Raw genomic sequence first — 26,701 nt, 5'->3', positions numbered from 1 at the left:
CGATGAATCATCATCGCGCTTTAGCGTTCTTGTTTGAGCATGACCTTTTCGGAAAACCGCTTCGCACTTTTCCGGATCATGCCCTGCCCGATCGGTTCAATCGTCGGCCTGCAAGTCGGTCTCCGCCGGCGTTACGTCGCGGTTGCGGGGCGCAGCCGTCTTCGGCGCAAGACTGCCGTCGAAATCACCTTCGCCGGCGCCGGCCGGCAACCAGGGGCGGCTCGCACCTCGCGCCCTCACCGCCTGAACCGCAAAGCCGTCCCCCCGCTGCGTCAGGGCCAGCGCGCCCTGGCTCGCGAGCCGCTGCCGATCGACCACCATCGCGGCGCAATCGGGCGGCACGGGACGCGCCGTCACCACAAGCGCGGCCCGGCTGCAATCGTCCGCCAACGCGTCGATGCGCAGTGCCAGCGCGACCAACCGCCCGTCGCCGAGCGGCGTCACGCAGCCGGACTCGTCGCAGGACACGCCGTCGGCCAGCGAGGCATGACCGCCATCGCGCGGATCGGCGTCGGCAGCCAGCCATTCCTTGAGCAGAAAGCCGTCCTTGCTGGCCCGGATCAGATGCAGTTGCCCGTCCCTGCCCCGCACCGCGACACTCGCACCGTCGCCGGCAATCAGGATGTCGGGCTGGCGCGCGGCCAGCCCCCAGGTAATCGCGGCCAGCAACACCAGCGCGCCGGACCAACGCAGCGGCGTGCGCAGCAGGCCCATCACGATGATCCCGAGGCTGGCCGCGATCAGCGGCGCGATGCCGAAGGCCGGGATGCGGCCGACCGCGCCCGGTAATGCGGCGACCCAGCGCGAGACCGCGATCATCCAGTCGATGCCGATTCCCATCAGCCACCAGCACACGCTGTCGAGCCCGAACGGCGCCGCAAGCAGGCCCAACAGCCCCGCCGGCATCACCAGCGCCGAGACGACCGGCATCGCGCCGAGATTGGCGAGCACGCCGAACGGCGTGACGCGGTGGAAGTGGAAGGCGGCATAGGGCGTGGTCGCGAGCCCCGCGATCAGCGAGGCCAGGAACAGCATCGCGATCTCGCGGCCGCCCCACATCGCAACGCGCGCGGTCGCCGAATGGTCGGGCGAGGCAAACAAGTTCGGCATGCCGATCTGCACCAGCGCCACCAGCCCGAGCGTTGCCGCGAACGACATCTGAAAACTCGGATGCACCAGCGCTTCCGGCGCGACCGCCAGCACGATCAGCGCGGCCACGGCCAGCGTGCGGAAGGTGATGGCGCGGCGATCGACCATCACCGCGATCAGCACCACCGCGGTCATGAAGAACGATCTTTGCGTGGCCACCTCCGCACCAGACAGCAGCAGGTAGAACGCGGCCGCAACCAGCGCCGCGGCCGCCGACCATTTCTTGATGGCGAAGCCGGCCGCCAGTCCCGGGATCAGAGCGAGCAGCGCACGGACCGCAAAGAAGACCACGCCGGCGACGACGGCCATGTGATAGCCGGAGATCGAGAGCACATGGCCCAGCCCCGAAATGAACATCGCATCGTTGACGGGGGTGGTGATCGCATCGCGCCGGCCCGTGAGCAGCGCGGTCGCGATCGCGCGATTGTCGCCGTCGAGCGTCGCACGAATGCGTGCGTCGATCGCATCGCGCAGGCCCTGCATCAAGGCCGCGTAGCGCAGCCGCAAACCACCGGCATCCGGCGGCACTGAAGCTGCGATCGCGCCCATCACGAAGCCGGAGGCGCCGATGCCCTGGAAGAACATGTCGCGGGAGAAATCGTAGCTGCCGGGGCGGAGCGGCGAAAGCGGCGGCAACAGCCGCGCCTTCAATTGCACGAAGCTGCCGACCTCGGGCGCGGTCCCCTTGCGGACCGACAGGCGCACGCGCTCGAGCTTGACGTCACTGCGCGGTACCTCCATCGCGGTGACCCGCAGAACGAAACGGTCGGTGCGCTCGCGGATGTCGCGGGCCTCGACGAAGCCCGACAACGACACCGAATAGAGCGGTTTTGCCAATACGGTGTGGGCGATGCGCGCCGTCTTCCAGGTCGCGGCGGCGAAGCCGGCCGCGACCGCCGCGATCATGATTGCGGCCGCAAACAGCCGGCTCCGCCGCAACAGGACCGCCGCGATCGTGAGCGCGACCGCCGTCGCAGCGACGACCCAGAGCACCGGCTCATGATCTGCGGCAAAGTACAGCGCGATACCGCCGCCGAAAGCGACAGGCACCCAAGGCAGCAGCCGGCCGGCGCCGGCCTCGGCCCGCGCCCAAATGCGCAAGGCCTCGACGATCGAGGGCCAGGCGCCAAAACCTGCGGGCACGAAGCCACCGGCAGGCGCGGCTCGGCCGACAGGCCAAGTCCCCGCGATCCCGCTTGCAGTCCCCTGGGACCGAACTGGCCGGCCCTGCTCCGCCATTCCCTGCACCTTGCGATACGCAACCGGCGCAGAGGCTACCGGAACGTGCAGGCAGCCGAAAAGCGGTACAGATCAGGAACGGAAGGGCTTCGCCCTATTTTTCCTGTTCCATCGTAACGGCGACGTCCGCCTTGGCCGACAGCCGCACCTTGTTGCCCTCGACACCGGCGACGAGGCCCTTGTCGATGAAGTGATGGTGGCCCTTGTGGCTGCCTTCGCCGCTGTCCTTCTTGGTCAGCTTGATGCGGTTGCCCTCGACCTTGTCGACGGTGCCGACATGGACGCCGTCGGCGCCGATGACTTCCATATGCTCTGCGATGTTCTGCATGGTGGGTTCCTCTTCTGGACCCACACAACGCGCGAGGTGCGCGTTCGTTGCCTTCGCCGGAATGACGATGCCGTGCGCGCTCCTCAGATCAACGCCGCCTGCGACGAGGCGTGATGATTGACGATCTTCCAGTCGCCGTCCTCGCGAATGATGACCCAGCTCATCTTGACGACGAGATCCGGGCGCTCGCCGCCGAGATCGAACGAGATGCTCGCGGCCATGTTGATCAGGTCAGGACCGGACTGCGCAACACGCACCTCGGAAAACACCGCGCACGGCCTGCGCCAGCGCGGTAGGCCGTTGAAATAGTCGGCGACGCCGTCCCGGCCCCGATAAAGTCGTGGGTTTGATCCGAAGAAGAACGCGTTTTTCGCATAAAGCGACGACAGCCCGGCCGCGTCGAGCGTTGCGAAGCCGGCGCACCATTTCGCGATGATGGCGGAAACGATGGCGTCGGCTTCGTTGCTCATGCGTGCTCAACCTTTGGCGACTTCTTTCGCGAACGTATCGCGCAGGCCGATGGTCCGCGAGAACACCGGCTTGCCCGGCGTCGAGTCCTTGTCGCGCACGAAATAGCCCTGGCGCTCGAACTGCATCGGCTCGGTTGAATTGCTCTCCGCGACCGAGACCTCGACTCGGGCATCAGCCAGGATCTCCAGCGACTGCGGATTGAGGTCGGCCGCGAAGTTCGAGGCGTCCGGGCTCGGATTGGCGAACAGCTGGTTGTAGATGCGGATCTCCGCAGGCACCGAATTTGCCGCCGGCAGCCAATGCATGGTCGCCTTGACCTTGCGGCCATCGGGTGCGTTGCCGCCCTTGGTCGCAGGATCATAGGTGCAGCGCAGCTCCACAACCTCGCCGCTATCGTTCTTGATCACGCCGGTGCACTTGATGAAGTAAGCATAGCGCAGCCGCACCTCGTTGCCCGGCGACAGGCGGAAGAACTTCTTCGGCGGGTTCTCCATGAAGTCGTCCTGCTCGATATAGAGCTCACGGCCGAACGTGATCTTGCGCGTGCCGGCGGAAGGATCGTCCGGGTGGTTGATCGCCTCGAGCTCTTCGGTCTGCCCTTCCGGATAGTTCTCGATCACCACTTTCAGCGGCCGCAGCACGCCCATGCGGCGCTGCGACGTCCGGTTCAGCTCCTCGCGGATGCAGAACTCCAGCATGCCGACGTCGACCACGCTGTTGGCCTTGGCCACGCCGATGCGCTTGACGAATTCGCGAAGGGCTGCCGGCGGCACGCCGCGGCGGCGCATCCCCGCCATGGTCGGCATGCGCGGATCGTCCCAGCCCGCGACATGGCCCTCGCGCACGAGCTGGGTCAGCACGCGCTTGGACAGCAGCGTGTAGGTCAGGTTCAGCCGTGCGAATTCGTACTGGTGCGGCTTGGACGGCACCGGCAGCTTCTCGATGAACCAGTCGTAGAGCGGACGATGATCCTCGAACTCCAGCGTGCAGATCGAATGCGTGATACCCTCGATCGCGTCCGACTGGCCGTGGGCATAATCGTAGCTCGGATAGATGCTCCATTTGGTGCCGGTGCGCGGATGGTGCGCATGCAGGATGCGGTACAGCACGGGATCGCGCAGATTGATGTTGCCCGCGCCCATGTCGATCTTGGCCCGCAGCACGCGTGCACCATTCGGGAATTCGCCGGCTTTCATGCGGCGGAACAGGTCGAGATTCTCGTCCACGCTGCGGTCGCGGAACGGCGAGTTCTTGCCGGGCTCGGTCAGCGTGCCGCGCGAGGTGCGGATCTCCTCCTGGGTCTGGTCGTCGACATAGGCGAGCCCGTCGCCGATCAGCTTCTCCGCCCATTCATACAGGCGGTCGAAATAGTCCGAGGCGAAGAACAGGTTCTTGCCCCAGTCGAAGCCGAGCCAGCGCACGTCGGCCTGGATGGAATCGATATATTCCTGCTCTTCCTTGACCGGGTTGGTGTCGTCGAAGCGCAGATGGCAGCGGCCTGGAAACTCCTGGGCGATGCCGAAATTGAGCGCGATCGACTTGGCGTGGCCGATATGCAGGTAGCCGTTCGGCTCCGGCGGGAACCGGGTCACGATCTCCTGGTATTTGGCCTGATCGAGATCGGCCTGGATGATGTCACGAATGAAATCGCGCCCAACCTCAGTCGCCACCGGTTCTGTCATTGCGAAAATCCTGTAGGGAAATCAGCGGTCCTTCTGCCAAATTCACTTGGCTGAGCCAAGGGCTTAAGCAAGGCCTCGGCGGTCCGCTACCGGGCTTTAGTTATGCTCCGGTCCTGTTATATACCACCGCCTCCAATGCATAGGCCCTGCCAAGAATGACCGATTCCGTCGTCACCCGCTTCGCTCCCTCCCCGACCGGCTTCCTCCATATCGGGGGCGCCCGCACGGCGCTGTTCAACTGGCTCTATGCGAAGAAGCACGGCGGCAAGATGCTGCTGCGGATCGAGGACACCGACCGGGAGCGCTCCACGGAGGCGGCGATCGGCGCCATCCTCGACGGCTTGAAATGGCTGGAGCTCGGCTGGGATGGCGACGTCATCTACCAGTTCAGCCGCGCGGCCCGTCACCGCGAGGTCGCCGAGCAGCTGCTCGCCGACGGCAAGGCCTATCGCTGCTACGCCACCGCCGAGGAGCTGACCGCGATGCGCGAGAAGGCGCGCGCGGAGGGCCGCACCCGCCTCTATGACGGCCTATGGCGCGACCGCGATCCGGCCACCGCACCTTCCGACGTCAAGCCCACCATCCGCCTGCGGGCGCCGCAGACCGGCGAGACCGTGATCGAGGACCAGGTCCAGGGCCGCGTGGTTTGGCAGAACGAGAATCTCGACGACCTCGTGCTGCTGCGCGGCGACGGCAACCCGACCTACATGCTCGCGGTGGTGGTCGACGACCACGACATGGGCGTCACCCACGTCATCCGCGGCGACGACCATCTGATCAACGCCGCACGCCAGAAGCAGATCTACGATGCGATGGGCTGGGCTCTGCCGAGCATGTCCCACATCCCGCTGATCCACGGCCCGGACGGCTCGAAGCTCTCCAAGCGGCACGGCGCGCTCGGCGTCGATGCCTACCGCGCCATGGGATACCTCCCGGCCGCGCTCCGCAACTATCTCGTCCGGCTCGGCTGGAGCCATGGCGACCAGGAGATTTTCTCGACCGAGGAGATGATCGCGGCGTTCGACCTCGCCAGCGTCGGCCGCGCCGCCGCGCGCTTCGATTTCGCCAAGCTGGAAAACCTCAACGGCCACTACATCCGCCACGCCGACGATCAATCACTCGTGAAGATGTTCGAGGACGTGCTCGACCACGTCGTGCCCAGCCGCGACGAGCTTAAGGCCAAGTTGAACGACACCACGCGCGCACAGCTCCTGAAGGCCATGCCGGCCCTGAAGGAGCGCGCCAAGACACTGATCGAGCTGATCGACAGCGCCTATTTCATCTTCGCCGACCGGCCGCTGGAGCTCGATCCGAAGGCGGCAGCGCTGCTGACGCCCGACAACCGCAAGCTGATCGGCCAGCTACATTCCGCGCTGGAGAAAGTCGCAACATGGAGCGGCGCCAGTACGGAAGCCGCGCTGCGCGCCTTTGCCGAGGAAAATAGTCTCAAGCTCGGCGCGGTCGCCCAACCCTTGCGGGCCGCGCTGACCGGACGGTCGACGTCGCCTGGTATTTTTGAGGTTTTGGACGTCCTCGGACGCCAGGAAAGCCTGGGTCGGCTTGGGGATCAGGCCAAGGACTAGGCCAAGGACCAGACTACGACGTAAGTCGACCATGCACGGCGCCATCTTGCAGCGCACACAGCAATAATATACCCATCTCCACGGTACTTCTGGAATATCCGGCCTGCCCCATCATCTCCTTTGGGGCCTTCCGGGTCCGGCCCGTTTCACCACACATCGGGGACCTCTGATGGACGCAAAAGCAAGCAATAAGACCGCCACGCTGACGGTCGGAAACAAGAATTACGATCTCCCGATCCACAGCGGCAGCGTCGGGCCTGATGTCGTCGATATCGGCAAGCTCTACGGCCAGTCCGGCCTGTTCACCTACGATCCCGGCTTCACGTCCACTGCGAGCTGCCAGTCCAAGATCACCTATATCGACGGCGACGCGGGCGTGCTGGAATACCGCGGCTACCCGATCGAGCAGCTCGCCGAGAACGGCGACTTCCTGGAGACCTGCTATCTCCTGCTCTACGGGGACCTGCCGACCGCCGCGCAGAAGAAGGATTTCGACGACCGCGTGATCCATCACACGATGGTGCACGAGCAGATGGCCCGCTTCTTCCAGGGCTTCCGCCGCGATGCTCATCCGATGGCGGTGATGGTGGCGTCCGTCGGCGCGCTCGCCGCGTTCTATCACGACTCGACCGACATCAACGATCCCAAGCAGCGCATGATCGCTTCCATGCGCATGATCGCCAAGATCCCGACGCTGGCGGCGATGGCCTACAAGTACACGGTCGGCCAGCCCTTCGTGTATCCGAAGAACTCGCTGTCCTTCGCCGAGAACTTCCTCAACATGTGCTTCGCCGTGCCGTGCGAGGACTACAAGATCAACCCGGTGCTCGCTGACGCGCTGGACAAGATCTTCATCCTGCACGCCGACCACGAGCAGAACGCCTCGACCTCGACGGTGCGTATCGCCGGCTCCTCCGGCGCCAACCCGTTCGCCTGCATCGCCGCCGGCATCGCCTGCCTGTGGGGCCCGGCGCATGGCGGCGCCAACGAAGCCGCGCTCGCGATGCTCGCCGAGATCGGCTCGGTCGACAAGATCCCCGAGTTCATCACCAAGGTGAAGGACAAGAACAGCGAAGTCCGCCTGATGGGCTTCGGCCACCGCGTCTACAAGAACTACGATCCGCGCGCCAAGATCATGCAGAAGATGTGTCACGCCGTGCTCAAGGAGACCGGCCATGGTGACGATCCGATGCTGAAGGTGGCGCTCGAGCTCGAGAAGATCGCGCTCAGCGACCAGTACTTCATCGACCGCAAGCTCTACCCGAACGTCGACTTCTATTCGGGCATCACGCTGAAGGCGATGGGCTTCCCGGTCTCGATGTTCACCGTGCTGTTCGCGGTCGCCCGCACGGTCGGCTGGATCAGCCAGTGGAGCGAGATGATCGAGGATCCGCAGCAGAAGATCGGCCGTCCGCGCCAGCTCTACACCGGCGTCACCCGCCGCGACTATGTGGCGATCAAGGATCGGAAGTAAGTCCTGGCCGATACGGCTTTCGAAGCGGCGCCATCACAGGATGGCGCCGTTTTGTTTTGTGCAGACGCCGTTGCAGGTCCGTCCGATGCTGCCGCGCACAACAACAAGTCGGCGCAATGCGTCGGCCGGCGCTTGACGTCGAAACGCTTCGCGCGCAAATTCTTACACTAAGTAAGAATGACGACAGGGATGGAAATGCCGGAGCAGCCGCGAAGTCGGCGGCAGACGCGTGCCGCCATTTTGACTCACCTGCTTCAGTCGGGCGGCTCGTTTCGTCCGCCGCTGGCCAGGGCCGTGCGCCTGTCCGAGGCGAGCCTGTCGCGCATCCTGTTCGACCTGAAGACCGAAGGCCTGATCGCGGAGGTGCGGCGCCCTGCCCCCTATGTCGGCGGCCCCACCGGCCTGGTGTCGCTCGGTTCTTCGGTGGCACTCGCAGCCGTTGAGCTGACCGGTCAATGGCTCAGCGTTGGCGTCGGCGGCCTGTCGGGCGAACTGCATTACACCGAGCGTGTGCCGCTGCCGGTGAAGCTGAATCTCGGGTCCGTCAGCCACGTCTTTCGCGAGGCGCTGGCCTTGCTGCGGGACTGGACACGCCAGCGGCGTGTCAGGCTCGCGCAGATCGGCGTCTCCGTTCCAGGCCTCGGCCGATTGAGCGAGTTTGGCAATCCGATCATCCCCTGTGATGTCGGACATATCAGCGACATGCTCGGCGAGATGTTTGCCGGCGTACCGGTCGCGTTCACCAACTCGGTCGTGGCGCACGCCACGTTTCATCGCTGCCGCACGGAAAACTATCCATTCAGCGGCGCACATCTGTTCGTCTTTGTCGGCCAGGGTGTTGCCGGCGCCTGGATGGATGATCCGGTCGAGGACGATGCCCTTCAGCCGGTCGAACTCGGCCACATGGTGTTCGCTGCCGACGGACCGCGTTGCCGCTGCGGCCATCGCGGCTGTGTCGAGGCCTATACGTCGCTTCCGGCCCTGGCCGAGCTGTTGGGCGTCACCGAAGCCGACTTGCTCCGGCTCGGCAACGAATGGGTGACCACGATCCCGCTTCTGCCACGCGTGCGTCAGGAGTTGCGCGAGCGCTTGTTCCGGCTTGGCCTTGCGATCGGCAATACGCTGAACGTGAAGCCTTGCCGCGGCGTTGCGATCAGCGGCTGGCCGTCGCTTCTCTCCGAGGACGATCGCAAGGCCGTGGTCGACGGGATTGATGCCTGTCTGCTGGGTGGACGGACATTGGCACAGGTGTCGCTCGCCTTCGTGCCGCCCTCGACCGGCAACGATCCGCAGGCTGCGCTCGCCTTCGCCGCCTTCTGCCTCGCCAGATGTGGCGGAATGCACGCGGCTTCTACGGAGGCCGCCTGACATGAACTAAACCGCGCCTTTGACGCGCCAACAGCTTTCACACCGGGAGGAACTTGACATGCCGATCACCACAACAAGGCGCCGTCTGCTCGCTGGATCTGCGGCCGCGCTCGCACTGCCGGCATTTGCCCGCGCACAAGGCGCACTCAAGCCGCGCCTGACCGCAATCTCGCAATGGTCCGCGGGCAGCGACGGAGCGGCGATCACGGCGCTTGGCAAGAAATTCGAGGAAAAAGGCGGGATCTGGCAGCACTCGCCCGTCCCCGGGTTCACCACCGAGATGATGAACAAGCTGCGCGCTCAGATCATGGCGGGCGATCCGCCGGCCTGTTCGCAGCTCAAAGGTCCCGAGATTGCAGCCTGGTCGAAGATTGCCCCGACCGTCGATCTCGACGCCGTCGTCGCTGCCGCCGGCTATGAAAAGGTCGTCGCGCCAGATCTTGCAAAATTGCACAAGCCGGGGGGCAAGTGGATTGCCCTGCCGCTGCAGATCTACAGCACCAACATGCTGTTTCTCTCCAAACGCGCGATGGACAAGGCCAAGGCCGACAAGATCCCCGTCACATGGGCTGAGTTCAACGACCTCGCCGAAAGGATGAAAGCAGGCGGTGTCCCCTATCCCATCGCAAACGGCGGCACCCGTCCCGACGACGGCCAAAAATTCGAGGCCGCTTTGGCGGGCATCAGTCCCGCTGCATACCGCGCTGCCATCATGAATCTCGACGCGAAGGCCCTGAAGGGACCCGAGATCAAGGCAGCGTTCGTACAGGTGCGCAAGATCGCCGACTGGATGGACCCCAACGTCGGCGCCCAGCACTTTTCGACCAACCTGAAGCGCTTCATCGACGGCGACATGGGCATGATGATCATGGGCGGGTGGGCGCAGGGCGTATTGCGCAATGCCGGTTTCAAGTTCGAGGACTTCATGATCGCGCCAGGCCCCAGCGACAATAGCAAGCCGGTGTTCCTCTTGAATGCCGATGCGTTCATATTCTGGCAGCGCAAGGAGCCCGACCTGCAAGCCGGCCAGACGCTGATGGCCCAACTCGTGATGGATCCGGCGATCCAGACGATGTATTCGCAGATTACGGGATCGATACCCGTTCGCACCGATGTCGATCTTTCCGGTGAAGGCTGGTCGGACGGTCAACGGCGGACCGCAGCTGCTCTGAAGGACGCTATCGCCAGCAATCAGGCCGTCCTCAGTCTTGCGCACAACATGGCGCAGGAAAACGGCATGACCGCGGCGTTGATCGACGTGATCACCGAGTACGTCAAGGACAAGACGATCAAGCCGGAGCAGGCGGCCACCCGCCTCGCCGAGGCCGTCGAGGGCGCGCGTTGACCAACGCCGTCTCGACGAAACCGGGCCGGCCGGCGGCTTCCGATCTGGTGCGCCGGCTGCCCGAATACCTGATGATCTGGGTGCCGCTGCTGCTGTGCGCCGTGCATCTCGTGTCGTTCTCGCTGTGGACGATCTGGATATCGTTCACGCCATCCACGCTGGTCCCGGTCTCGGGCTGGGTGGGTTTGCGCAACTACACCGCGGTCCTGGCATCGCGAAACTGGCAGATCGCCTTCGACAATCTGCTGCTGTTTGGCAGCGCTTTCGTGCTGCTGAGTGCGGTGACCGGGCTCGTCCTTGCGATCCTGCTCGATCAGCGCATTCGCGGCGAAAACGCGCTGCGATCCATCTTTCTCTACCCCCTTGCGGTGTCTTTCGTCGTCACCGGCACGGTCTGGAGCTGGCTGCTCAATCCCGGCATCGGAATCCAGAAGCTGGTTCACGACCTCGGCTGGACCTCCTTCAAGTTCGACTGGCTGATCGACCGCGACATGGCGATCTGGACCATTGTCATCGCTGCGATCTGGCAATCCTCCGGCTTCGCCATGGCGCTGTTCCTTGCCGGCCTTCGGTCCGTCGATGCCGACATTATCAAGGCCGCGCAGATCGACGGCGCGGGACCGATCCGAACCTACTGGCGCATCATTCTGCCGACGCTTTGGCCGATCACCATCACCGTCGTCGTTGTCCAGTTGCAGTTCGCGATTTCGGCTTTCGACCTCGTCCGTGCGCTCACCAATGGCGGGCCGGGAATCGCGACCCAGCTGCCGGCTCTCGTCGTCTACGACCTGATGTTCCAACGCAGCCTGCTCGGCCGGGGGGCGGCAGCGGCTGTGCTCATGTTGCTTATTCTGCTCGCGGTCCTGCTGCCGTATGCAGCGTGGCGCTATGTCCAGAAACGGCGGGCGACCCATGCGTGAGCTCGCGCCAGGCCGCGTTCTGATCTATCTCATCGTTTCGCTGATCGCTGCAACATGGCTCGCGCCATTGGCGGTTGTCGTGCTGAACTCGCTGCGCACCAACGAGGAGATCGCGCAGGGGTCGATGATCGGCTGGCCGCAACACTTGGCCTGGAGCAACTACGCCGCTGCCTGGAGCGGCTTCTGCGTCGCCGAGACCTGCGCCGGTATCCGGCCGTACATGCTGAACTCCGCGCTCGTCACGATCCCCGCGACGATTTTCTCGACACTGCTCGGTGCGGTCGCCGGTTACGCCGTGTCGCTCTGGCGCTTTCGCGGCGACAACTGGATCTACGGAATCGTGACCCTAGGCCTCTTCCTTCCCCAGCAAATGCGCCTGCTTCCCTGGACCATCGTGCTGCGCGATATCGGCCTGATCAACACGCTGACGGGCCTGGTTCTGATTCACACGATCCAGGGGCTCTCCTTCACCACGCTGTTCTGCCGAAACTACTATGTCGCCATTCCCCACGAATTGATCAGGGCCGCGCGCATCGATGGCGCCGGGTTCTTCCGTATTTTCTGGCGCATCATCCTGCCGCTCTCGCCTCCGATCCTGATCGTCACCGTGATCTGGCAGTTCACGCATATCTGGAACGAGTTTCTCTATGGCGTGACGTTCACGAACGGCCAGCAGCAGCCCGTCACGGCCGCTCTCATCGCGCTGTCTGCCGCCGTCGCGGACATCCCGCAGCATGGCGTGCAGAGCGCCGCGGTGATCATCGCAGCGCTCCCCACTCTGCTGATCTATCTCCTCGGTGGCAGGTACTTTGTTCGCGGCCTGACCGCTGGCGCAGTGAAATGATGGATTTGTCATGGCAGCATTGAGCATTCGCGCCCTGTCCAAGCGTTACGCCAATCTGGAGGTGCTGAAGGGCATCGATCTCGACATCGAGAGCGGCGAGTTCACCGTGCTGGTCGGACCGTCCGGCTGCGGCAAGTCCACGCTGCTCAACATCGTCGCCGGGCTCGATCATGCGAGCGACGGCACGATCGAGATCGGCGGGCGCGTGGTCAATGACGTTCCGCCCAAGGACCGCAACATCGCCATGGTGTTCCAGTCCTACGCGCTCTACCCGTCGATGACGGTGCGACAGAACATCACCTTCGGCATGGAATGCCGGCACGTAGCCAAGGCGGAGCAGGAGAAGGCGCTGGCGAACGTGGCCAAGCTGCTCCAGATCGAGCCCCTGCTCGGCCGCAAGCCGTCGCAACTCTCCGGCGGCCAGCGCCAGCGCGTGGCGATGGGGCGCGCGCTGGTGCGCGATCCCCTGCTCTTCCTGTTCGACGAGCCGCTCTCCAATCTCGACGCCAAGCTGCGGGTCGAGATGCGGATGGAGATCAAGCGGCTGCATCAGCGCATCGGCGCCACCATCATCTATGTCACCCACGACCAGATCGAGGCGATGACGATGGCAACCCGCATCGCCGTGATGCATCGGGGCGTGGTGCAGCAGTTTGCCGATCCGGATACGGTGTATCGTTATCCGGCCAATCTGTTCGTTGCCCGTTTCATGGGTTCGCCGCCGATGAACACGATGCCGGCACGGCTCGAGGCTGATGCCGGTGGGCCGGTGGTCGTGATCGGCGCGGGGCGGCCGGATGAGGTTCGGCTCCGCTTGCAAGGATACGACGCGGCGATCCCCTTTGTCGGCCGCGAGGTGGTGTTCGGGATCAGGCCGGAATGCATCGCGGAAGGCAGCCGCGTGTTTCCCGGCGATGCGCCCGTCGTCCTCAGCGCGCCGGTGGAGATGGTCGAGCCGACGGGTGCCGAAACGATCGTGCTGCTGCGGCTCGGCGGCGAGCCGGCGCTGGCGCGCATCACGCCGGATATCCGCCCCGCGCCTGGGGCAACCGCGTCCTTTGCGCTCGATACACGGCGCATTTGCCTGTTCGACCCCGAGACGGAGCGACTGATCGCATGACCCAGACGAGCTATTCCAGCCTTGCCGGCCGCGTGGTGTTGGTTACCGGTGGCGCCAGCGGCATCGGAGCCGCCTTCGTGCGGGCGTTCGCGGCCCAGGGCGCCCGGGTCGCCTTCCTCGACGTCGATGCGAGCGCCGGCGAGGCACTGGCGCGGGACGTGGCGGCCGGATCCGCCTCCGCGCCGTTGTTCGTGCCATGCGATCTCCTGGACATCGACGCCCTGCGCGCCGCGATGGGAAAGGTGCACGGATCGCTCGGCGATGCCGCAGTCCTGGTCAACAACGCTGCCAATGATCAACGCCAGGTGCTGGCCGAGGTGACGCCCGCCGAGTTCGACTGGATGGTCGGCGTCAACCTCAAGCACGTGTTCTTTGCGGCCCAGGCGGTCGTGCCACAGATGCAGGCGCGCGGCGGCGGCTCGATCATCAACATGTCGTCGATTGCCTGGATGCGTGGCGCGCCGGCACTGCCGGTCTACGCTGCGGCCAAGGCCGCGATCGTCGGCTTCACCAACTCGCTGGCGCGGCTGGTCGGTCCCGACCGCATCCGCGTCAACGCGATTGCGCCGGGCATGGTGATCACCGAACGTCAGCGCCGGCTGTGGTATCCGGACGAGCAGGTCATCGCCGAGATTCGTACGCGGCAGGCCATCCCCGATGCGGTGACGCCCGAGGACATCGCAAACATGGCGTTGTTCCTGGCATCCGACGAAAGCCGGCGCATCACGCGCCAGTGCTTCCAGGTCGATGGCGGACTTGGCTAGCTCGTCCGCCTGCCCTTGCGCATGGTCGCGAGCAAAATGTCGGCGGCGCGCACGCTCGGCGATTGATCGCCGGTGGACATGATGGCGTCGAGCCGCGCGAAGGCCTCGACCTGCCGGCGGCGCATGTCGCTGTCCGTGAGCAGATCCGTCAGCGCCGGCGCGAGCTTCTCCGGCGTGCAGTCCTCCTGCAAATACTCCGGAATCACTTCCTCGCCGATCACGAGGTTGGCAAGGATCACCGAGGAGACGCGGATCGCACGGCGCAGGATGAAGGCCTCGATGGCGCCGACGCGATAGGCCGTCACCATCGGAATGCCCGACAACGCGAGCTCCAGCGTGACAGTGCCGGATTTTGCCAGCGCCGCGCGCGCGATTCGGAAGGCGGCGCGTTTCTCGCTTTCGCCAACCACGATCTGCGGCTTGACCGGCCAGGCCGCGATGCCTTCGCGAATGGTGGCTTCGAGATGCGGCATGGTCGGCAGCATCAACTCAAAGGGGCGGCGTTCCGCCTGCAACCGGCCGATCGTGGCGCCGAACACCTCGAGATGGTGCCTGATCTCGCTGCGGCGGCTGCCGGGCAGCACCAGCAAAACCGGCGGCTCGCCGTCGCGGCGAGCCTGTTCCTGCGCGTTCGGACGCAGCGAGGGCAATTGCTCGATCAGGGGATGGCCGACATAGCTGCATGGCGGCCCGCCGAGCTTGCGGTATTCCTCCGGTTCGAACGGCAACAGGCCGAGAACATGATCCACATAGCCGAGCATGGTCCGCGCCCGTCCCGGCCGCCAGGCCCAGAGCTGCGGAGAAACATAATCGACGACCGGGATGGCGGGATTGCGCGCCCGCACGCGGCGGGCGACGCGATGGGTGAAATCCGGACTGTCGATGATGACCAGCGCGTCCGGCGCTGCCACCAGCACGGCCTCCGCGGTCTCGCGGATCAGCCGGAGAATTTTTGGCAGTTGCTGCACGACCGCGGCGAAGCCGACGATCGACAGCTCCTCGATCGGAAACAGCGATTCGAGTCCCTCGCGCGCCATGGTGCGGCCGCCGACGCCCTCGAACTGCACGCCGTCGCCGAGGCGCTGGCGCAGCACCTTCATCAACGCGCTACCGAGCCGGTCGCCGGATTCCTCCGTCGCGATCAGAAAGATCTTCCGCTTGGGATCGCGGCTCTGCATCACGCCGGCAGGCCGATGACGAAGAGATATTTGGCATCGGCGAGCGCGATCATCGCCTGCGGCTCGGCGGCGATGGTGTTGCCGGCAACGACGGCGATGCCGGCCAGCCCGGCGGCGGCCACACCCTCGAGGGTGCGCGGGCCGATGGTCGGCAGGTCGAAGCGCAAATCCTGCCCGCTCTTCGGAACCTTCACCAGCACGCCCCGCCCGGCGGCGGCGCGGATGCGGCCCTCCTCGCGCAGGCGTGCCACGCGCGCGAGCAGCGCATCGGTGCCCTCGATGTCCTCGACCGCCACCACATGGCCGTCGATCACGACGGCGGCCTGGCCGATGTCGAACGGACCGAGCGCGGTCAGCACCGCCCGTCCGCGCGCGATGTCGGTCTTGCCGGTGTCGCTCGGCCAGGCGCGGCTGATGCACCCCTCGGGCATCAACAGATCGGGCGCGACATCCTTGATGCCGACCATGCGAAAGCCGCCCTCCTCGAGGATACGCCCGACGCCGGACAACAAATGATCGTCGCCGCCGCGGAAGGCCCGGATGACGTTGCCGAGCAGCCGCAATGTCGTGAAGTCGAACCGGACTTCCGAGAGCGAGGGCCGTACCAAGGTGCCGATGAAGATCAGATCGCGGCAGCCTTCCTCGCGGAACAGGCGCATGGCGCGGCCGAGTTGGCCGACCGAGATCCAGCGATGGCGGAATTTCTCCACCCGCGCAGGATCGCAGGCCCCGCGCAGCGGAAACAGCACCGGCGTGATGCCGCGCGCGGCGAGCGACTCGGCGACCGCGAATGGCATCGCGCCGCCGCCGGCGACCACGCCGACCGGCGATGAAATGTCCGAAGCCGCCGATGTCATTCCCGCGGCCATCCCAGGATCACTTTGCGATGGCGGGAAGACAGAGCGGGCGCTTGCCCTTGCCGATGAAATCGAGGATTTCGGCGATCGCCGGATCTTCGCCGGAGAGCGGCCGCGCCGCCTCCAAGCGTTCGGCAAAGGTACCGGGACCGTGGAAGAGCTTCTGGTAGAACGCGCGCACGATCGCAAGCCGCTGCTTGGTGAACTTGCGCCGCTTCATGCCGATCAGGTTGAGGCCCTCGAGCGCAGCATACTGGCCGTTGACCAGGCCGAACGGAATGACGTCGTCGCGCACGCCGCACACGCCGCCGACCATGACCTGCGGACCGATACGGGTGAACTGGTGGACTGCGGACAGGCCGCCGATGAAGACGAAGTCACCGATCTCGCTGTGGCCGCCGAGCGTCGCCGAGGTCGCGAAGATCACGTCGTTGCCGACATGGCAGTCGTGGCCGACATGGCTGCAGTTCATGAAATAGCCGCGGTCGCCGACCGTGGTAATGCCGCCGCCGGCGACGGTGCCGGCGTTCATCGTCACGGATTCGCGGATGGTGCAGCCCGACCCGATCTTCAGCTTGGTCAGCTCGCCACGATAGCTGAGCGACTGCGGCGGCGTGCCGAGCGAGGCGAAAGGAAAGATGGTGCAATCGTCGCCGATCGTGGTCTGCGCCGTAATGTGCACGTGTCCAATCAGCTTGCAGTTCGCGCCGATCACGACATTCGGGCCGATGATGCAGAAGGGCCCGATCTCCGTGCCCTCGCCGATCACGGCGCCGTCCTCGATCCGTGCGGTGGGATCAATCTTACTCATCAAGCAATCTGACTCATCAAGAAGGTCTGATTATGTGTTGAAGTCGCTCACTTTTCTGGTGGTTAGCGCGACTATGCCCGATCTGTCCAGTGACGTATCGTATCGGCCTGTTTCAGATACCGGATGAGCCGGCCGTCGCAGTCCTTCAACGCCTTCATGTGGAGATTGAGGTCATCGTGGTCAGAGCCCTGGCAATCCTGCTCGCACAGCTTGCGACCGTACCGATCGTGTCCGAGACGGTCGAGACCGGTGAACGCGGCCTTGTCGATCTCGGGACATTCGAGTGCCGCGACATCAACCGCAGCACGGTGCTTCAGCGGGTCTGTTACGATCGCGCGCAGCAGGACCTCGTCGTCGCGGTCAACGGCGCCTATGACCGCTATTGCGGCGTGACGTCAGATACGGTCGAGCGTCTCCTTGGCGCACCGTCCATGGGCCAGTTCTTCAACCAGAACTTCAAGAGCAAGGTCGCAGGCCGCTGGTATGCGTGCGGGGCGCGCGAGCGCACCCACAGGAGCTGATCCCGCTCAATCGGTCAGCATGGCACCGACGTCGGCTTCCGCAACGACCTGCCCATTGACCTTGGCATCGCCGTGAAACCACCACATCGCCTTGCGGCGGCCGACCGAGCGCATGTGATATTCGATGGTATCGCCGGGCAGCACGGGTTTGCGGAACTTGCACTTGTCGATGGTGAGGAAGTACACCGCGCGCGGCTTCTCGGTGCCTTCGACCGACTTGATGCCGATCACGCCCGCGGTCTGCGCCATCGCCTCGATCATCATGACGCCGGGATAGACCGGCCGCTCGGGAAAGTGCCCCTGGAAGGCCGGCTCGTTGAAGGTGACGTTCTTGATGCCGATGCCGCTGTAATCGGCGCGGATGTTGATCACGCGGTCGATCAGCAGCATCGGAAAGCGGTGCGGCAGGGTCTGGAGGATTGCGTTGATGTCCACCAGCTCGAATCTGACAGGCGATTCCTCCGTCATTCCCGTCCCCCGTCCTTCGGATCGGCCTTGCTGTCGCGTACCAGGCGCTCCACCGCGATAATCTCCTTGAACCATTGTTTGGTCGGCTTGGCGAAAAAACCGCCCCAACGTCCGTTGGGCGGGATGTCGTCCTTGACGCCGCTCATCGCGGTCACCTGGGCCCCATCGCCGATCTTGAGGTGATTGTTGATGCCGACCTTCGCTCCGAGTGCCACGTTGTCGCCAAGGGTCAGGCTGCCCGCGAGCCCGATCTGGGCCGCCAGCAGGCAGTGCCTGCCGATCGTGACATTGTGACCGATCTGGACCTGATTGTCGATTTTCGTCCCCTCGCCAATCACGGTGTCGCGCAAGCTGCCGCGGTCGATCGTGGTCCCGGCGCCGACCTCGACATCGTTCTGGATCAGCACCCGCCCGGTCTGCGGCACCTTCAGATGGCCCTCGGGGCCGAAGAAGATGAAGCCGTAGCCGTCCTGGCCGATCGAGCATCCGGGATGGATCAGCACGTTGTTGCCGATCAGGGCGCATTGGATGGCGGTACGCGCGCCGACATTGCAGTCCCGGCCTATCTTGACGCCGGGCCCGATCACGGCCCCCGCACCCACGACGGTGCCGCTACCGATCTCCACGTCCGGACCGATCACGGCCAGGGGATCGACGATCACGCCGTCCTCGAGCCGCGCCGTCGGGTCGATGATCGCCGATGGCGCGATGCCGTCGTTGCCGACCCAGGATTGCGGCCTCAGCGCCTCGCCATGCCACTCGCGGGCGATCCGGACGAAGGCGCGGAACGGCTGCGTCACCCGCAGCACGGCCACATGCGCGGGCACCTGGGCCTCGAAACGCGGGCTGACCAGGCAGGCGCCGGCCTTGGTCGTCTTGAGCTCATCGGCGTATTTGAGGTTGTCGAAGAACGCCAGATGCATCGGGCCCGCTTCGTCGAGCGAAGCAAGGCCCGTGATGATTTGGCCGCCCCTGGCGGGGTCGACCAGCTCGGCCTTGGTCAGCGTGGCAATGTCTGCCAACGCCGAGGCAGGCGGTTTTGTGAAGAAGGTCGGCTGCGCCATTCCACCCCGTCGCGGTCCGGCTTCGGCATGAAGCGGTCAAGCCGCATCATGCCTCATCTCATGGATCGGCACGACCCCTTCGGAAACCGGCTCCATCGATCCGGATCGTGCCCTGCTTCTCGAATTAGAAGCTGGTGCCGCCGCCGAACCGGAACTCCTGCGTGCGGTCGTATTTGCCCTTGGTGAGCGGCACGGCGTAGTCGAAGCGCAGCGGACCGAATGGCGACTGCCAGATCAGGCCGACACCCACCGACGAACGGATCACCTTGCTGTCGTCATACACGAGACCGGTACAGGTTCCGGTGGAGGACGGATTGACGGTCGACGGGATACAGCCAGGCGCGTTGGCTTCGTTGGTCACCGACCAGCTCGTCGGTCCCTTGTAGTCATACAGGCCGCCGGCATCGGCATAGACCGCACCCTTCAGGCCCACTTCCTTCGGCAGGAACCAGAACGGCATCTGCAATTCGAGCGAAGCGCCCCAGTATTTGGTGCCGCCGAGCGCGTCCTGCGTGCCGAAGGGATTGAGGTCCCGCGGACCGATGCCGTTGGGGGAAAAGCCGCGGACGAGGTTCGGGCCCATCTGGAAGTGGTCGAGCATCCGCAGATCGTCGCCCATCTTGGTCAGGATACCGCCCTGGAGATGGACGAGGCCAACGATGTCCGACACCAGCGGGGTGTAATACTTTCCGTCCGCCGCGGTCTTCAGGTAGGACACGTCGCCGCCAACCCCGGCGAAGTCCTGCCGGAAGTCGATGAGCAGGCCGTCGGTCGGGTTCTTGTTGTTGTCCAGCGTGTTGTAGGTCAGCGTGTAGCCCAGCGCCGAGGTCAGCGTCTTGCCGTTGGCAAGCTCCTTACGCACCGGCAGCGAGGCTTCGCCGTCGCTGTAGCAGCCCAGGCCGTTGGTCGAGCCAGCGAGGGCAATACCGGACGCTGCGGAGAAAGCCGGGCTGGGGTTGAAGGCCGGATTCGGAGTCACGCCATCAGGCAAGAATTGATTGTTGTTACAGTTCGCCAGGTAGGACGGCAGCGTGATTTCCTGCTGATAGACCGAATAGCGCAGCTGCAGCGACAGATCTTCACGCAGGGAGAAGCCGAGGCGCGGCGAGAAGCCGAGCGTCTTGGTGCCGTAGGAGATGTAGCTGTTGGACAGCTGCTCGCGCTGATAGAGGTCGAGGCCCAGCGCGACGCGGTAGTCGAGCAGGTACGGCTCGACGAACGACAGCGAGTAACCGCGCGCATACTGGCCGTAAGTCACCGACGCCTTGGCGAACAGGCCGCGGCCGAGCAGGTTGCGCTCGGAAATCGAGACTTCGGCCAGCGCACCGTCGGTCGTGGAGTAGCCGCCCGAGACCGAGAAGTCGCCGGTCGATTTCTCTTCCATGTCGACGAGCAGGATCACGCGGTCGCTCGACGAGCCGGGCTCCGTCGTGATCTTGACGCTCTTGAAGTAGTCGAGGTTCTTCAGGCGCCGCTCGGCACGGTCGACCAGGGCGCGGTTGTAGGCATCGCCCTCGGAGATGTCGAATTCGCGACGGATGACGTAGTCGCGCGTGCGGGTGTTGCCGCGAAGGTTGATGCGCTCGATATAGGTGCGCGGGCCCTCGTCGACGTTGAACACGACCGACACGGTGTGCGCCTCGAAGTTGCGGTCGCCGCCGGGACGAACCACGGCGAAGGCATAACCGCGGCGCGAGGCCTCGACCTGCATCTCCTCGACCGACTTCTCGACCGACTCCACGTTGTAGAGCGAGCCGACATTGACGCGCGAATAGCCCCGCAGCGAGCTGGGATCGAAGTTCGGAATGCTGGAACGGAAATCGACGCTGCCGACGCGGTACTGGGAGCCTTCCTCGATCTTGAAGGTGACGTTGAAGCCCTTTTTATCCGGATCGTATTCGGTGAGCGCGGCCACGACCTGGACGTCGGCAAAGCCGTTCTTGAGATAGAAGCGGCGGAGCAGGTCGCGGTCGGCTTCGACGCGGTCGGGATCATAGACGTCGCCGCTGCCGAGGAAGCTCAGCAGGTTCGTTTCGCGCGTCTTGATGACGTCGCGCAGGCGATAGGACGAGAACGCGACGTTGCCGACGAACTCGATCGACTTGACGCCGGTCTTGGCGCCCTCCTGGACCGTGAAGATGAGGTCGACGCGGTTGTTCGGCTGCTCGATGATCTCAGGCGTGACGTGAACGTCGTAGCGGCCGGAGCGGCGATAGATTTCGGCGATTCGCAGCGTGTCGGACTGCACCATGGCGCGGGAGAACGTGCCGCGCGCCTTGGACTGCACTTCAGCGGTGAGCTGCTCGTCCTTGATCTTCTTGTTGCCCTCGAAGGCAATGCGCCCGATCACCGGGTTCTCCACCACGGAGACGATGATCTGGCCGCCGGAGCCGCGGTTGATCCTCACGTCCTGGAACAGGCCGGTCTCGATCAATGCCTTGAGGCCGTCGTCGATGGCGCCCTGGTCCAGACGACCGCCCGGACCCGGCTTGAAATAGGAGCGGATCGTCTCCACCTCGACACGGCGATTTCCTTCGACGGAAATCGACTGCACGGTCTGCGCAAGCGCAGACGACGACACAAAAGCAGCCCCAACCGGGACAACCACCGGCGCGCCGAACATGATCAGGGTTGCGAGCAAGCCCCCCCGGAGTCGCAGTCCAAACTTCATTGCGCGATGCGCCCTTATCATTCCGTACCAGACCCAACCCCAAAGCCGGTCTGGAGATTCCCCAAGTTCAGGCCGCTTGTAGCCAATTTCCCCGACGCCGCAAACGGTCGAGCGCGCCGTAATTTCAATTTCATTCCAAGACGTTGCCCAAGAGCAACGCAATGAGTAACGCCACAAAAAAGCCCCTATCAGGAGGCCGCCATCCGAAGGATGTCATTGTAGGTCGCAAACACCATCAGCATCAGCACCAGACCGAGCCCGATTCGGAAACCCACCTCCTGAGTTCGCTCGGACAGCGGACGGCCGCGGACAACCTCCGCCGCATAGAACATAAGGTGGCCACCATCGAGCAGCGGGATCGGGAACAGGTTCAGCAGGCCGATCGACACCGACAGCACCGCGCAGAGGTTGATGACGAACTGGAACCCGGCGCTGGCCGCCTGCCCCGACATCTTCGCAATGCCGAGCACGCCGCTGACCTCGTTGGGGTTGCCGTTTCCGACAAACAGCGAGCCCAGGAATTTGAAGGTGCTGGTGATGATGAACCAGACCTGCTCGACCCCGATCTTGAGCGCTTCGCCGACGCCGACCGGCGCGGTCGAGGCCTCACCGGCCTGGGACTTGTGCTCGACGCCAAGCACGCCGAGACGGTGGCTGTTGCCGAACGGATCCTTGCGCTCGAGCAGCGCCGGCGTCGCGGTCAGCGATACGATGGCGCCGTCCCGCTTGACCTGGAAAGCAAGTGCCGAACCGGCATTCATCGCAACGATTCGCTGCATGTCGGCGAAGCTCTCGATCGGCTTGCCGTCGATCTGGACGACGACGTCCCCGATCTTGAAACCGGCCGCGGCAGCTGCGCCGTCGGCGACGACGCCGTCCACCCGCGCGATCGTGCTCGGCTTGCCGTAATACAGCGCCATGCCGGCGAAGATCAGCGCGCCCAGGATGAAATTGGCGATCGGTCCGGCGGCGACGATGGCGGCACGCGGGGCGACCTTCTTGTGATGGAAGCTGCCGGCGCGCTCCTCGGCCGTCATGGCCGCGAGCGCCTCGGATGACGGCGTCGAGGCCTCGCTCTCGTCCCCGAAAAACTTGACGTAGCCGCCGAGCGGGACCGCCGAAATCTTCCAGCGGGTGCCATAGCGGTCGTTGAAACCGACCAACTCAGGTCCGAAACCGAGCGAAAAAGTTAACACGCGAACGCCCGCCCAGCGCGCGACCAGGAAATGGCCGAGTTCATGAAAGAACACGACGATGGTCAGGACAAACAGGAAGGGAACAGCGTAGCCGAGGAGCCCATGGCTCAACGTATTGAAACTATGGACAAAAAAGTCAATCATCGAATTCCCTCATCCAGCGCCGCAAGGCCCTGGCCCCGAACCATCTAGGATGCCTTTAAGGCAATTTGAGGCAATAGGGCGGCAGCTCTATTTCGCGCAACATGGTCAACAGAAATTGCATCGTCGGCAGAGGCCAGCGGCGCCTGATTCCCGCCGCGGACCCAGTCGTTTAGCGTCGCCTCGACCAGCCGGGCGATCGCGCCGAACCGGATCTTGCCGGCGATGAAGGCGGCGACCGCGACCTCGTTGGCGGCGTTGTAGACGGTGGTCGCCCCCTTCCCGGTCCGGAGCGAATCGAAGGCCAGACGCAGGCCCGGGAAACGCTCGAAATCCGGCGCCTCGAAGGTGAGCTGACCGATTTTGGCCAGATCCAGCTTGGCCGCCGGGCCCTTGATGCGGTCGGGCCAGCCGAGACAATGCGCGATCGGCGTGCGCATGTCGGGTGCGCCGAGCTGGGCCACGACCGAGCGATCGGAAAACTCGACCATGCCGTGGATGATCGACTGCGGATGAACCAGCACGTCGATCTCGTCGGGCGAGAGCGCGAACAGGTAGGAGGCCTCGATCACCTCCAGCCCCTTGTTCATCATCGAGGCGGAATCGATCGTAATCTTCTGGCCCATGCTCCAGTTCGGATGCTTCAGGGCCTGCTCGAGCGTGGCCTGCTCGATGTCGGCGGACTTCCAGGTCCGGAACGGGCCGCCCGAGGCCGTGATGATGACGCGGACGAGCTCGTCGCGATTGCCCGAGCCGAGCGCCTGGAACAGCGCGTTGTGCTCGGAATCGGCCGGCAAAATGCACGCGCCTGCTTTCGCCGCACGCTGCATGAAGAAATCGCCCGCGCAGACAAGGCATTCCTTGTTGGCGAGCGCGACATGCGCGCCGCGATCGACCGCCGCCAGCGCCGGCTTCAGTCCGGCAGCGCCGCTCACGGCCGCCATCACCCAATCGGCCGGACGCGCGCCGGCCTCGATCACCGCGCTTTCGCCGGCGCCGCATTCGGTGCTGGTGCCTGCGAGCGCGGCCTTGAGCTCGGCGAGCTTCGAGGTGTCGGCGATCGCGACGAAGCGCGCGGAAAATTCCTTGGCGAGCTTTGCCAGCGCCTCGACATTGCTGTTCGCCGTCAGCGCCTCGACGCGGTAGCGCTCGGGAGAGGCGCGCAGCAGATCCATCGTGCTGTCGCCGATCGAGCCGGTGGCGCCGAGGACCGTGACGCTGCGGACGGCAGGCGCCGCAGCCTTGTTGTTACGCAATGGGACCGCGCTCATATCCTCACCAAATCATAAGACCGCTTCCGGCGCTATGCACACCATGGCGGAGGAAGCCGATAATCCATGCCACCAGGATGGCGGCGACAAAACCGTCCAGACGGTCCAGTAACCCGCCGTGACCGGGGATTAAGTGACTGGAATCCTTGACATCGAAGCGCCGCTTCACCGCGGATTCGAACAGATCGCCGGCCTGCGATACCACCGACAGGACGGCGCTGACGAGCAGCAGTGGAACCGCCTTCCCGATCCCGCAGGCGGCAAACCCCGCTGCGACCGCAAGGCTCCCGGCAAAGCCGCCGAACGCTCCGGACCAGGTCTTCTTCGGACTGACGCGCGGCCATAGCTTCGGCCCGCCAATGCTGCGCCCGGCGAAATAGCCGCCGATATCGGTCGCCCACACCACCAGCAGCACGAACATCAGCGCGGAGAAGCCGTTGACGAGATCCTTCCGCACCAGAATCGTGGCCAGCAGCGCCGCCGATGCGTAGGCAAATCCGGTCGCCGCCCAGATGAACTTTCCGCGCGCTATCAGCGTCACGATCGCGCCGCCGACAAATCCGGTGATGATTGCGGTCTTGAGTGCGCCGAAGGCGACGCAGGCCCCCATCATGGCGATCACGATCGTCCCTGCCCCCGTCAGCGCGGCCGAGCCTGCGCCCACAACCATCAGCCATTCCGCGAACAGCCCGATCGACACCAGGGTGACGAGCAGCGCCCACAGCCAGCCGCCGGCATAGGCCAGCGCAATGGTGAGCGGCGCCAGCACCAGTGCTGCGAGGACCCGCATCACGAGATTACTCGGGGCAGGCTTCGCGCCGGCCGGTGCGGCGTCGGGTTCGCTCACGAGGCGGTTTTCGCGACGAGACCGCCGAAACGACGTTCGCGCCTGGCGAATTCGGCGATCGCGCCTTCCAGCGCCGCCTTGTCGAAATCGGGCCAGTGGATCGGTACGAAGACGAGTTCGCTATAGGCGGCCTGCCACATCAGGAAATTGGACAGGCGCTGCTCGCCGCTGGTGCGGATGATGAGATCGGGATCGGGAATGTCGGGCGCGTCGAGATGTGCGCCGAGCGTCTCGGCGTCGATCGTGTCAGGATCGCGCTTGCCGTCCGCGACTTCCCGCGCGAGCTTCTGCGCCGCTTTCGCGATCTCGTGCCGCGAGCCGTAGTTGAAGGCGACGACGAGCGTGAGGCGCGTGTTGTCGCGCGTCAGCTCCTCGGCCTCGTTGAGGAGCGCGCAGATGTCGCCCTCGAGCCCTTCACGTTCGCCGATGATGCGGACCTTGACGCCGTCGCGATGCAGGCTCGCAAGATCGTTGCGGATGAAACGGCGGAGCAGACCGAAGAGATCGCCGATCTCGCTCGCCGGGCGCGACCAGTTCTCGGAGCTGAAGGAGAAGATGGTGAGATAGCGGATGCCGAGCTCGTGCGAGGCGCGAACTACGCGGCGCAGGGCCTCGACGCCGCGGCGATGACCTTCGGCTCGCGGCAAGCCGCGCGCAGCCGCCCAACGCCCGTTGCCATCCATGATGATGGCGACATGCGCAGGCGCCTCGGACCGATCGGGTCCCTCCGTTGCGGGCGCGGCGGCGTTGGACATGAGGCGGCCTTAGACGGTGAGGATTTCTTTTTCCTTGGCGGCCAGCAACTGGTCGATCTCGGAGATCGTGCCGTCGGTCGCCTTCTGCACCTCGTCGGCGTGGCGCTTCTGGTCGTCCTCGGACATCTCGTGATTCTTCTCGAGCTTCTTGAGAACGTCGAGACCGTCGCGGCGGACGTGGCGCGCGGCGACCTTGGCGGCCTCGGCGTATTTGTGTGCGACCTTCACCAGCTCCTTGCGCCGTTCCTCGTTGAGCTCGGGGATGCGCAGGCGCAGCACCTGGCCTTCGGTCGCGGGCGACAGGCCAAGATTGGAATCGACGATCGCCTTCTCCACCGCCTTGACCATCGACTTGTCCCAGACCTGCACCGAGATCAGCCGCGGTTCCGGCACGCTGACGGTGGCGAGCTGGTTCAGCGGCATGTGGCTGCCATAGGCCTCGACCTGCACCGGATCGAGCATCGAGGCGGCGGCGCGGCCGGTGCGCAGGCCGCCGAGCTCGTGCTTGAGCGACTGGATGGCGCCCTGCATGCGGCGCTTCACTTCGTTGAGGTCGAAAGTACCCGTGGCCATCACGCTTCTCCTTCAAAATCCCGGCGACCTCTCCGCGCCCTCCCTTGGGGCGCGCCAGATG

At 64.8% G+C, this 26,701-nt stretch carries 24 protein-coding genes; 9 read left to right on the top strand and 15 right to left on the bottom strand.

The annotated features are described in order from the left end of the window. Nucleotides 1-96: 96 nt before the first annotated feature. From NR187_RS18500 to NR187_RS18485, 4 genes are all read right to left on the bottom strand, one after another. Complete coding sequence (locus NR187_RS18500; RefSeq protein WP_256807238.1) at nt 97-2,388, bottom strand: ComEC/Rec2 family competence protein; 2,292 nt, start codon at nt 2,386-2,388, stop codon at nt 97-99. A 94-nt stretch (nt 2,389-2,482) separates the two neighbouring features. Further along, on the bottom strand, nt 2,483-2,716 hold the full coding sequence (locus tag NR187_RS18495; protein ID WP_211387167.1) for a DUF2171 domain-containing protein: 234 nt from the start codon (nt 2,714-2,716) through the stop codon (nt 2,483-2,485). 83 nt (nt 2,717-2,799) lie between these two features. Continuing rightward, nucleotides 2,800-3,186, bottom strand: coding sequence for a nuclear transport factor 2 family protein (locus NR187_RS18490; protein ID WP_211387168.1), 387 nt, complete (start codon nt 3,184-3,186; stop codon nt 2,800-2,802). A 6-nt stretch (nt 3,187-3,192) separates the two neighbouring features. Then, nucleotides 3,193-4,869, bottom strand: a complete 1,677-nt coding sequence (locus tag NR187_RS18485) for a glutamine--tRNA ligase/YqeY domain fusion protein (RefSeq protein ID WP_211387169.1) — start codon at nt 4,867-4,869, stop codon at nt 3,193-3,195. Between the two features lie 155 nt (nt 4,870-5,024). Here NR187_RS18485 and gltX point away from each other — a divergent pair, with 155 nt between their 5' ends. From gltX to NR187_RS18445, 8 genes are all read left to right on the top strand, one after another. Further along, nucleotides 5,025-6,452: a glutamate--tRNA ligase gene (gltX, locus tag NR187_RS18480; protein ID WP_211387170.1), complete on the top strand. Its 1,428-nt coding sequence runs from the start codon at nt 5,025-5,027 to the stop codon at nt 6,450-6,452. Nucleotides 6,453-6,621: 169 nt separating this feature from the next. After that, complete coding sequence (gene gltA, locus NR187_RS18475) at nt 6,622-7,926, top strand: citrate synthase (RefSeq protein ID WP_211387171.1); 1,305 nt, start codon at nt 6,622-6,624, stop codon at nt 7,924-7,926. 189 nt (nt 7,927-8,115) lie between these two features. Next, entirely contained in the window at nt 8,116-9,294 is a 1,179-nt protein-coding gene (locus NR187_RS18470) for an ROK family transcriptional regulator (RefSeq protein ID WP_256807264.1), read from the top strand. A 58-nt stretch (nt 9,295-9,352) separates the two neighbouring features. Beyond that, nucleotides 9,353-10,639, top strand: coding sequence for an ABC transporter substrate-binding protein (locus tag NR187_RS18465; RefSeq protein WP_256807237.1), 1,287 nt, complete (start codon nt 9,353-9,355; stop codon nt 10,637-10,639). Continuing rightward, on the top strand, nt 10,636-11,559 hold the full coding sequence (locus tag NR187_RS18460) for a carbohydrate ABC transporter permease (protein WP_211387173.1): 924 nt from the start codon (nt 10,636-10,638) through the stop codon (nt 11,557-11,559). The genes NR187_RS18465 and NR187_RS18460 overlap by 4 nt, the downstream gene beginning before the upstream one ends. Then, nucleotides 11,513-12,403: a carbohydrate ABC transporter permease gene (locus NR187_RS18455; protein ID WP_372703167.1), complete on the top strand. Its 891-nt coding sequence runs from the start codon at nt 11,513-11,515 to the stop codon at nt 12,401-12,403. The genes NR187_RS18460 and NR187_RS18455 overlap by 47 nt, the downstream gene beginning before the upstream one ends. Before the next feature lie 10 nt (nt 12,404-12,413). Then, nucleotides 12,414-13,523 (top strand): ABC transporter ATP-binding protein, encoded by a 1,110-nt coding sequence (locus NR187_RS18450; RefSeq protein WP_256807236.1) that lies wholly within the window; start codon nt 12,414-12,416, stop codon nt 13,521-13,523. Beyond that, nucleotides 13,520-14,287, top strand: a complete 768-nt coding sequence (locus tag NR187_RS18445; protein ID WP_256807235.1) for an SDR family NAD(P)-dependent oxidoreductase — start codon at nt 13,520-13,522, stop codon at nt 14,285-14,287. Before NR187_RS18450 ends, NR187_RS18445 begins: the two co-directional genes overlap by 4 nt. Here the strand turns inward: NR187_RS18445 and lpxB are convergent. Genes lpxB through lpxA form a run of 3 tightly spaced genes read right to left on the bottom strand, consistent with a single transcriptional unit; the run spans nt 14,284 to nt 17,133 of the window. Next, nucleotides 14,284-15,468 (bottom strand): lipid-A-disaccharide synthase, encoded by a 1,185-nt coding sequence (gene lpxB / locus NR187_RS18440; protein WP_256807234.1) that lies wholly within the window; start codon nt 15,466-15,468, stop codon nt 14,284-14,286. The genes NR187_RS18445 and lpxB overlap by 4 nt on opposite strands. Beyond that, a complete protein-coding gene (locus NR187_RS18435; RefSeq protein ID WP_211387178.1) occupies nt 15,465-16,322 on the bottom strand; it encodes an LpxI family protein in 858 nt (285 codons plus the stop codon). The genes lpxB and NR187_RS18435 overlap by 4 nt, the downstream gene beginning before the upstream one ends. A gap of 19 nt (nt 16,323-16,341) precedes the next feature. Further along, nucleotides 16,342-17,133 carry an acyl-ACP--UDP-N-acetylglucosamine O-acyltransferase gene (gene lpxA / locus NR187_RS18430; protein ID WP_256807233.1) on the bottom strand — a complete coding sequence of 264 codons (792 nt, stop codon included), beginning with the start codon at nt 17,131-17,133 and terminating at the stop codon, nt 16,342-16,344. Between the two features lie 176 nt (nt 17,134-17,309). On the opposite strand from lpxA, the gene NR187_RS18425 reads away from it, so the two are divergent. Next, nucleotides 17,310-17,654, top strand: coding sequence for a KTSC domain-containing protein (locus NR187_RS18425; protein WP_211387180.1), 345 nt, complete (start codon nt 17,310-17,312; stop codon nt 17,652-17,654). Between the two features lie 6 nt (nt 17,655-17,660). Here NR187_RS18425 and fabZ read toward each other — a convergent pair whose 3' ends face one another. The 8 genes from fabZ to frr all read right to left on the bottom strand — a co-directional run bounded on the left by fabZ (nt 17,661) and on the right by frr (nt 26,640). Next, nucleotides 17,661-18,122 (bottom strand): 3-hydroxyacyl-ACP dehydratase FabZ, encoded by a 462-nt coding sequence (gene fabZ / locus NR187_RS18420; protein ID WP_211387181.1) that lies wholly within the window; start codon nt 18,120-18,122, stop codon nt 17,661-17,663. Further along, nucleotides 18,119-19,186, bottom strand: a complete 1,068-nt coding sequence (gene lpxD, locus NR187_RS18415) for a UDP-3-O-(3-hydroxymyristoyl)glucosamine N-acyltransferase (RefSeq protein WP_211387182.1) — start codon at nt 19,184-19,186, stop codon at nt 18,119-18,121. The genes fabZ and lpxD overlap by 4 nt, the downstream gene beginning before the upstream one ends. A 124-nt stretch (nt 19,187-19,310) precedes the next feature. Continuing rightward, complete coding sequence (gene bamA, locus NR187_RS18410) at nt 19,311-21,857, bottom strand: outer membrane protein assembly factor BamA (RefSeq protein ID WP_256807232.1); 2,547 nt, start codon at nt 21,855-21,857, stop codon at nt 19,311-19,313. A gap of 188 nt (nt 21,858-22,045) precedes the next feature. Further along, a complete protein-coding gene (rseP, locus tag NR187_RS18405) occupies nt 22,046-23,197 on the bottom strand; it encodes an RIP metalloprotease RseP (RefSeq protein ID WP_256807231.1) in 1,152 nt (383 codons plus the stop codon). Between the two features lie 44 nt (nt 23,198-23,241). Continuing rightward, on the bottom strand, nt 23,242-24,465 hold the full coding sequence (gene dxr / locus NR187_RS18400) for a 1-deoxy-D-xylulose-5-phosphate reductoisomerase (RefSeq protein ID WP_256807230.1): 1,224 nt from the start codon (nt 24,463-24,465) through the stop codon (nt 23,242-23,244). Between the two features lie 4 nt (nt 24,466-24,469). After that, complete coding sequence (locus NR187_RS18395) at nt 24,470-25,312, bottom strand: phosphatidate cytidylyltransferase (RefSeq protein WP_211386076.1); 843 nt, start codon at nt 25,310-25,312, stop codon at nt 24,470-24,472. Beyond that, on the bottom strand, nt 25,309-26,067 hold the full coding sequence (locus tag NR187_RS18390) for an isoprenyl transferase (RefSeq protein WP_256807229.1): 759 nt from the start codon (nt 26,065-26,067) through the stop codon (nt 25,309-25,311). Before NR187_RS18390 ends, NR187_RS18395 begins: the two co-directional genes overlap by 4 nt. A 9-nt stretch (nt 26,068-26,076) precedes the next feature. Next, complete coding sequence (gene frr / locus NR187_RS18385; protein ID WP_211386074.1) at nt 26,077-26,640, bottom strand: ribosome recycling factor; 564 nt, start codon at nt 26,638-26,640, stop codon at nt 26,077-26,079. Between the last annotated feature and the right edge of the window lie 61 nt (nt 26,641-26,701).

Source organism: Bradyrhizobium sp. Bra64 (genome assembly GCF_024519875.1).
In the GTDB taxonomy this organism is placed as follows: Bacteria; Pseudomonadota; Alphaproteobacteria; order Rhizobiales; family Xanthobacteraceae; genus Bradyrhizobium; species Bradyrhizobium japonicum_G.
Note: the sequence above shows the minus strand (reverse complement) of the source record. Positions and strands in the feature narration are given on the sequence as shown.

Excerpts from the sequence above, each read along its gene's own strand:
- fabZ (WP_211387181.1), bottom strand. The coding sequence starts at position 18,122 with ATGACGGAGGAATCGCCTGTCAGATTCGAGCTGGTGGACATCAACGCA.
- NR187_RS18495 (WP_211387167.1), bottom strand. The coding sequence starts at position 2,716 with ATGCAGAACATCGCAGAGCATATGGAAGTCATCGGCGCCGACGGCGTC.
- rseP (WP_256807231.1), bottom strand. The coding sequence starts at position 23,197 with ATGATTGACTTTTTTGTCCATAGTTTCAATACGTTGAGCCATGGGCTC.
- lpxD (WP_211387182.1), bottom strand. The coding sequence starts at position 19,186 with ATGGCGCAGCCGACCTTCTTCACAAAACCGCCTGCCTCGGCGTTGGCA.
- lpxA (WP_256807233.1), bottom strand. The coding sequence starts at position 17,133 with ATGAGTAAGATTGATCCCACCGCACGGATCGAGGACGGCGCCGTGATC.
- bamA (WP_256807232.1), bottom strand. The coding sequence starts at position 21,857 with ATGAAGTTTGGACTGCGACTCCGGGGGGGCTTGCTCGCAACCCTGATC.
- gltX (WP_211387170.1), top strand. The coding sequence starts at position 5,025 with ATGACCGATTCCGTCGTCACCCGCTTCGCTCCCTCCCCGACCGGCTTC.
- NR187_RS18485 (WP_211387169.1), bottom strand. The coding sequence starts at position 4,869 with ATGACAGAACCGGTGGCGACTGAGGTTGGGCGCGATTTCATTCGTGAC.
- NR187_RS18445 (WP_256807235.1), top strand. The coding sequence starts at position 13,520 with ATGACCCAGACGAGCTATTCCAGCCTTGCCGGCCGCGTGGTGTTGGTT.
- dxr (WP_256807230.1), bottom strand. The coding sequence starts at position 24,465 with ATGAGCGCGGTCCCATTGCGTAACAACAAGGCTGCGGCGCCTGCCGTC.
- NR187_RS18500 (WP_256807238.1), bottom strand. The coding sequence starts at position 2,388 with ATGGCGGAGCAGGGCCGGCCAGTTCGGTCCCAGGGGACTGCAAGCGGG.
- gltA (WP_211387171.1), top strand. The coding sequence starts at position 6,622 with ATGGACGCAAAAGCAAGCAATAAGACCGCCACGCTGACGGTCGGAAAC.
- NR187_RS18390 (WP_256807229.1), bottom strand. The coding sequence starts at position 26,067 with ATGTCCAACGCCGCCGCGCCCGCAACGGAGGGACCCGATCGGTCCGAG.
- NR187_RS18435 (WP_211387178.1), bottom strand. The coding sequence starts at position 16,322 with ATGACATCGGCGGCTTCGGACATTTCATCGCCGGTCGGCGTGGTCGCC.
- NR187_RS18470 (WP_256807264.1), top strand. The coding sequence starts at position 8,116 with ATGGAAATGCCGGAGCAGCCGCGAAGTCGGCGGCAGACGCGTGCCGCC.
- NR187_RS18450 (WP_256807236.1), top strand. The coding sequence starts at position 12,414 with ATGGCAGCATTGAGCATTCGCGCCCTGTCCAAGCGTTACGCCAATCTG.
- frr (WP_211386074.1), bottom strand. The coding sequence starts at position 26,640 with ATGGCCACGGGTACTTTCGACCTCAACGAAGTGAAGCGCCGCATGCAG.
- NR187_RS18455 (WP_372703167.1), top strand. The coding sequence starts at position 11,513 with ATGCAGCGTGGCGCTATGTCCAGAAACGGCGGGCGACCCATGCGTGAG.
- NR187_RS18490 (WP_211387168.1), bottom strand. The coding sequence starts at position 3,186 with ATGAGCAACGAAGCCGACGCCATCGTTTCCGCCATCATCGCGAAATGG.
- NR187_RS18465 (WP_256807237.1), top strand. The coding sequence starts at position 9,353 with ATGCCGATCACCACAACAAGGCGCCGTCTGCTCGCTGGATCTGCGGCC.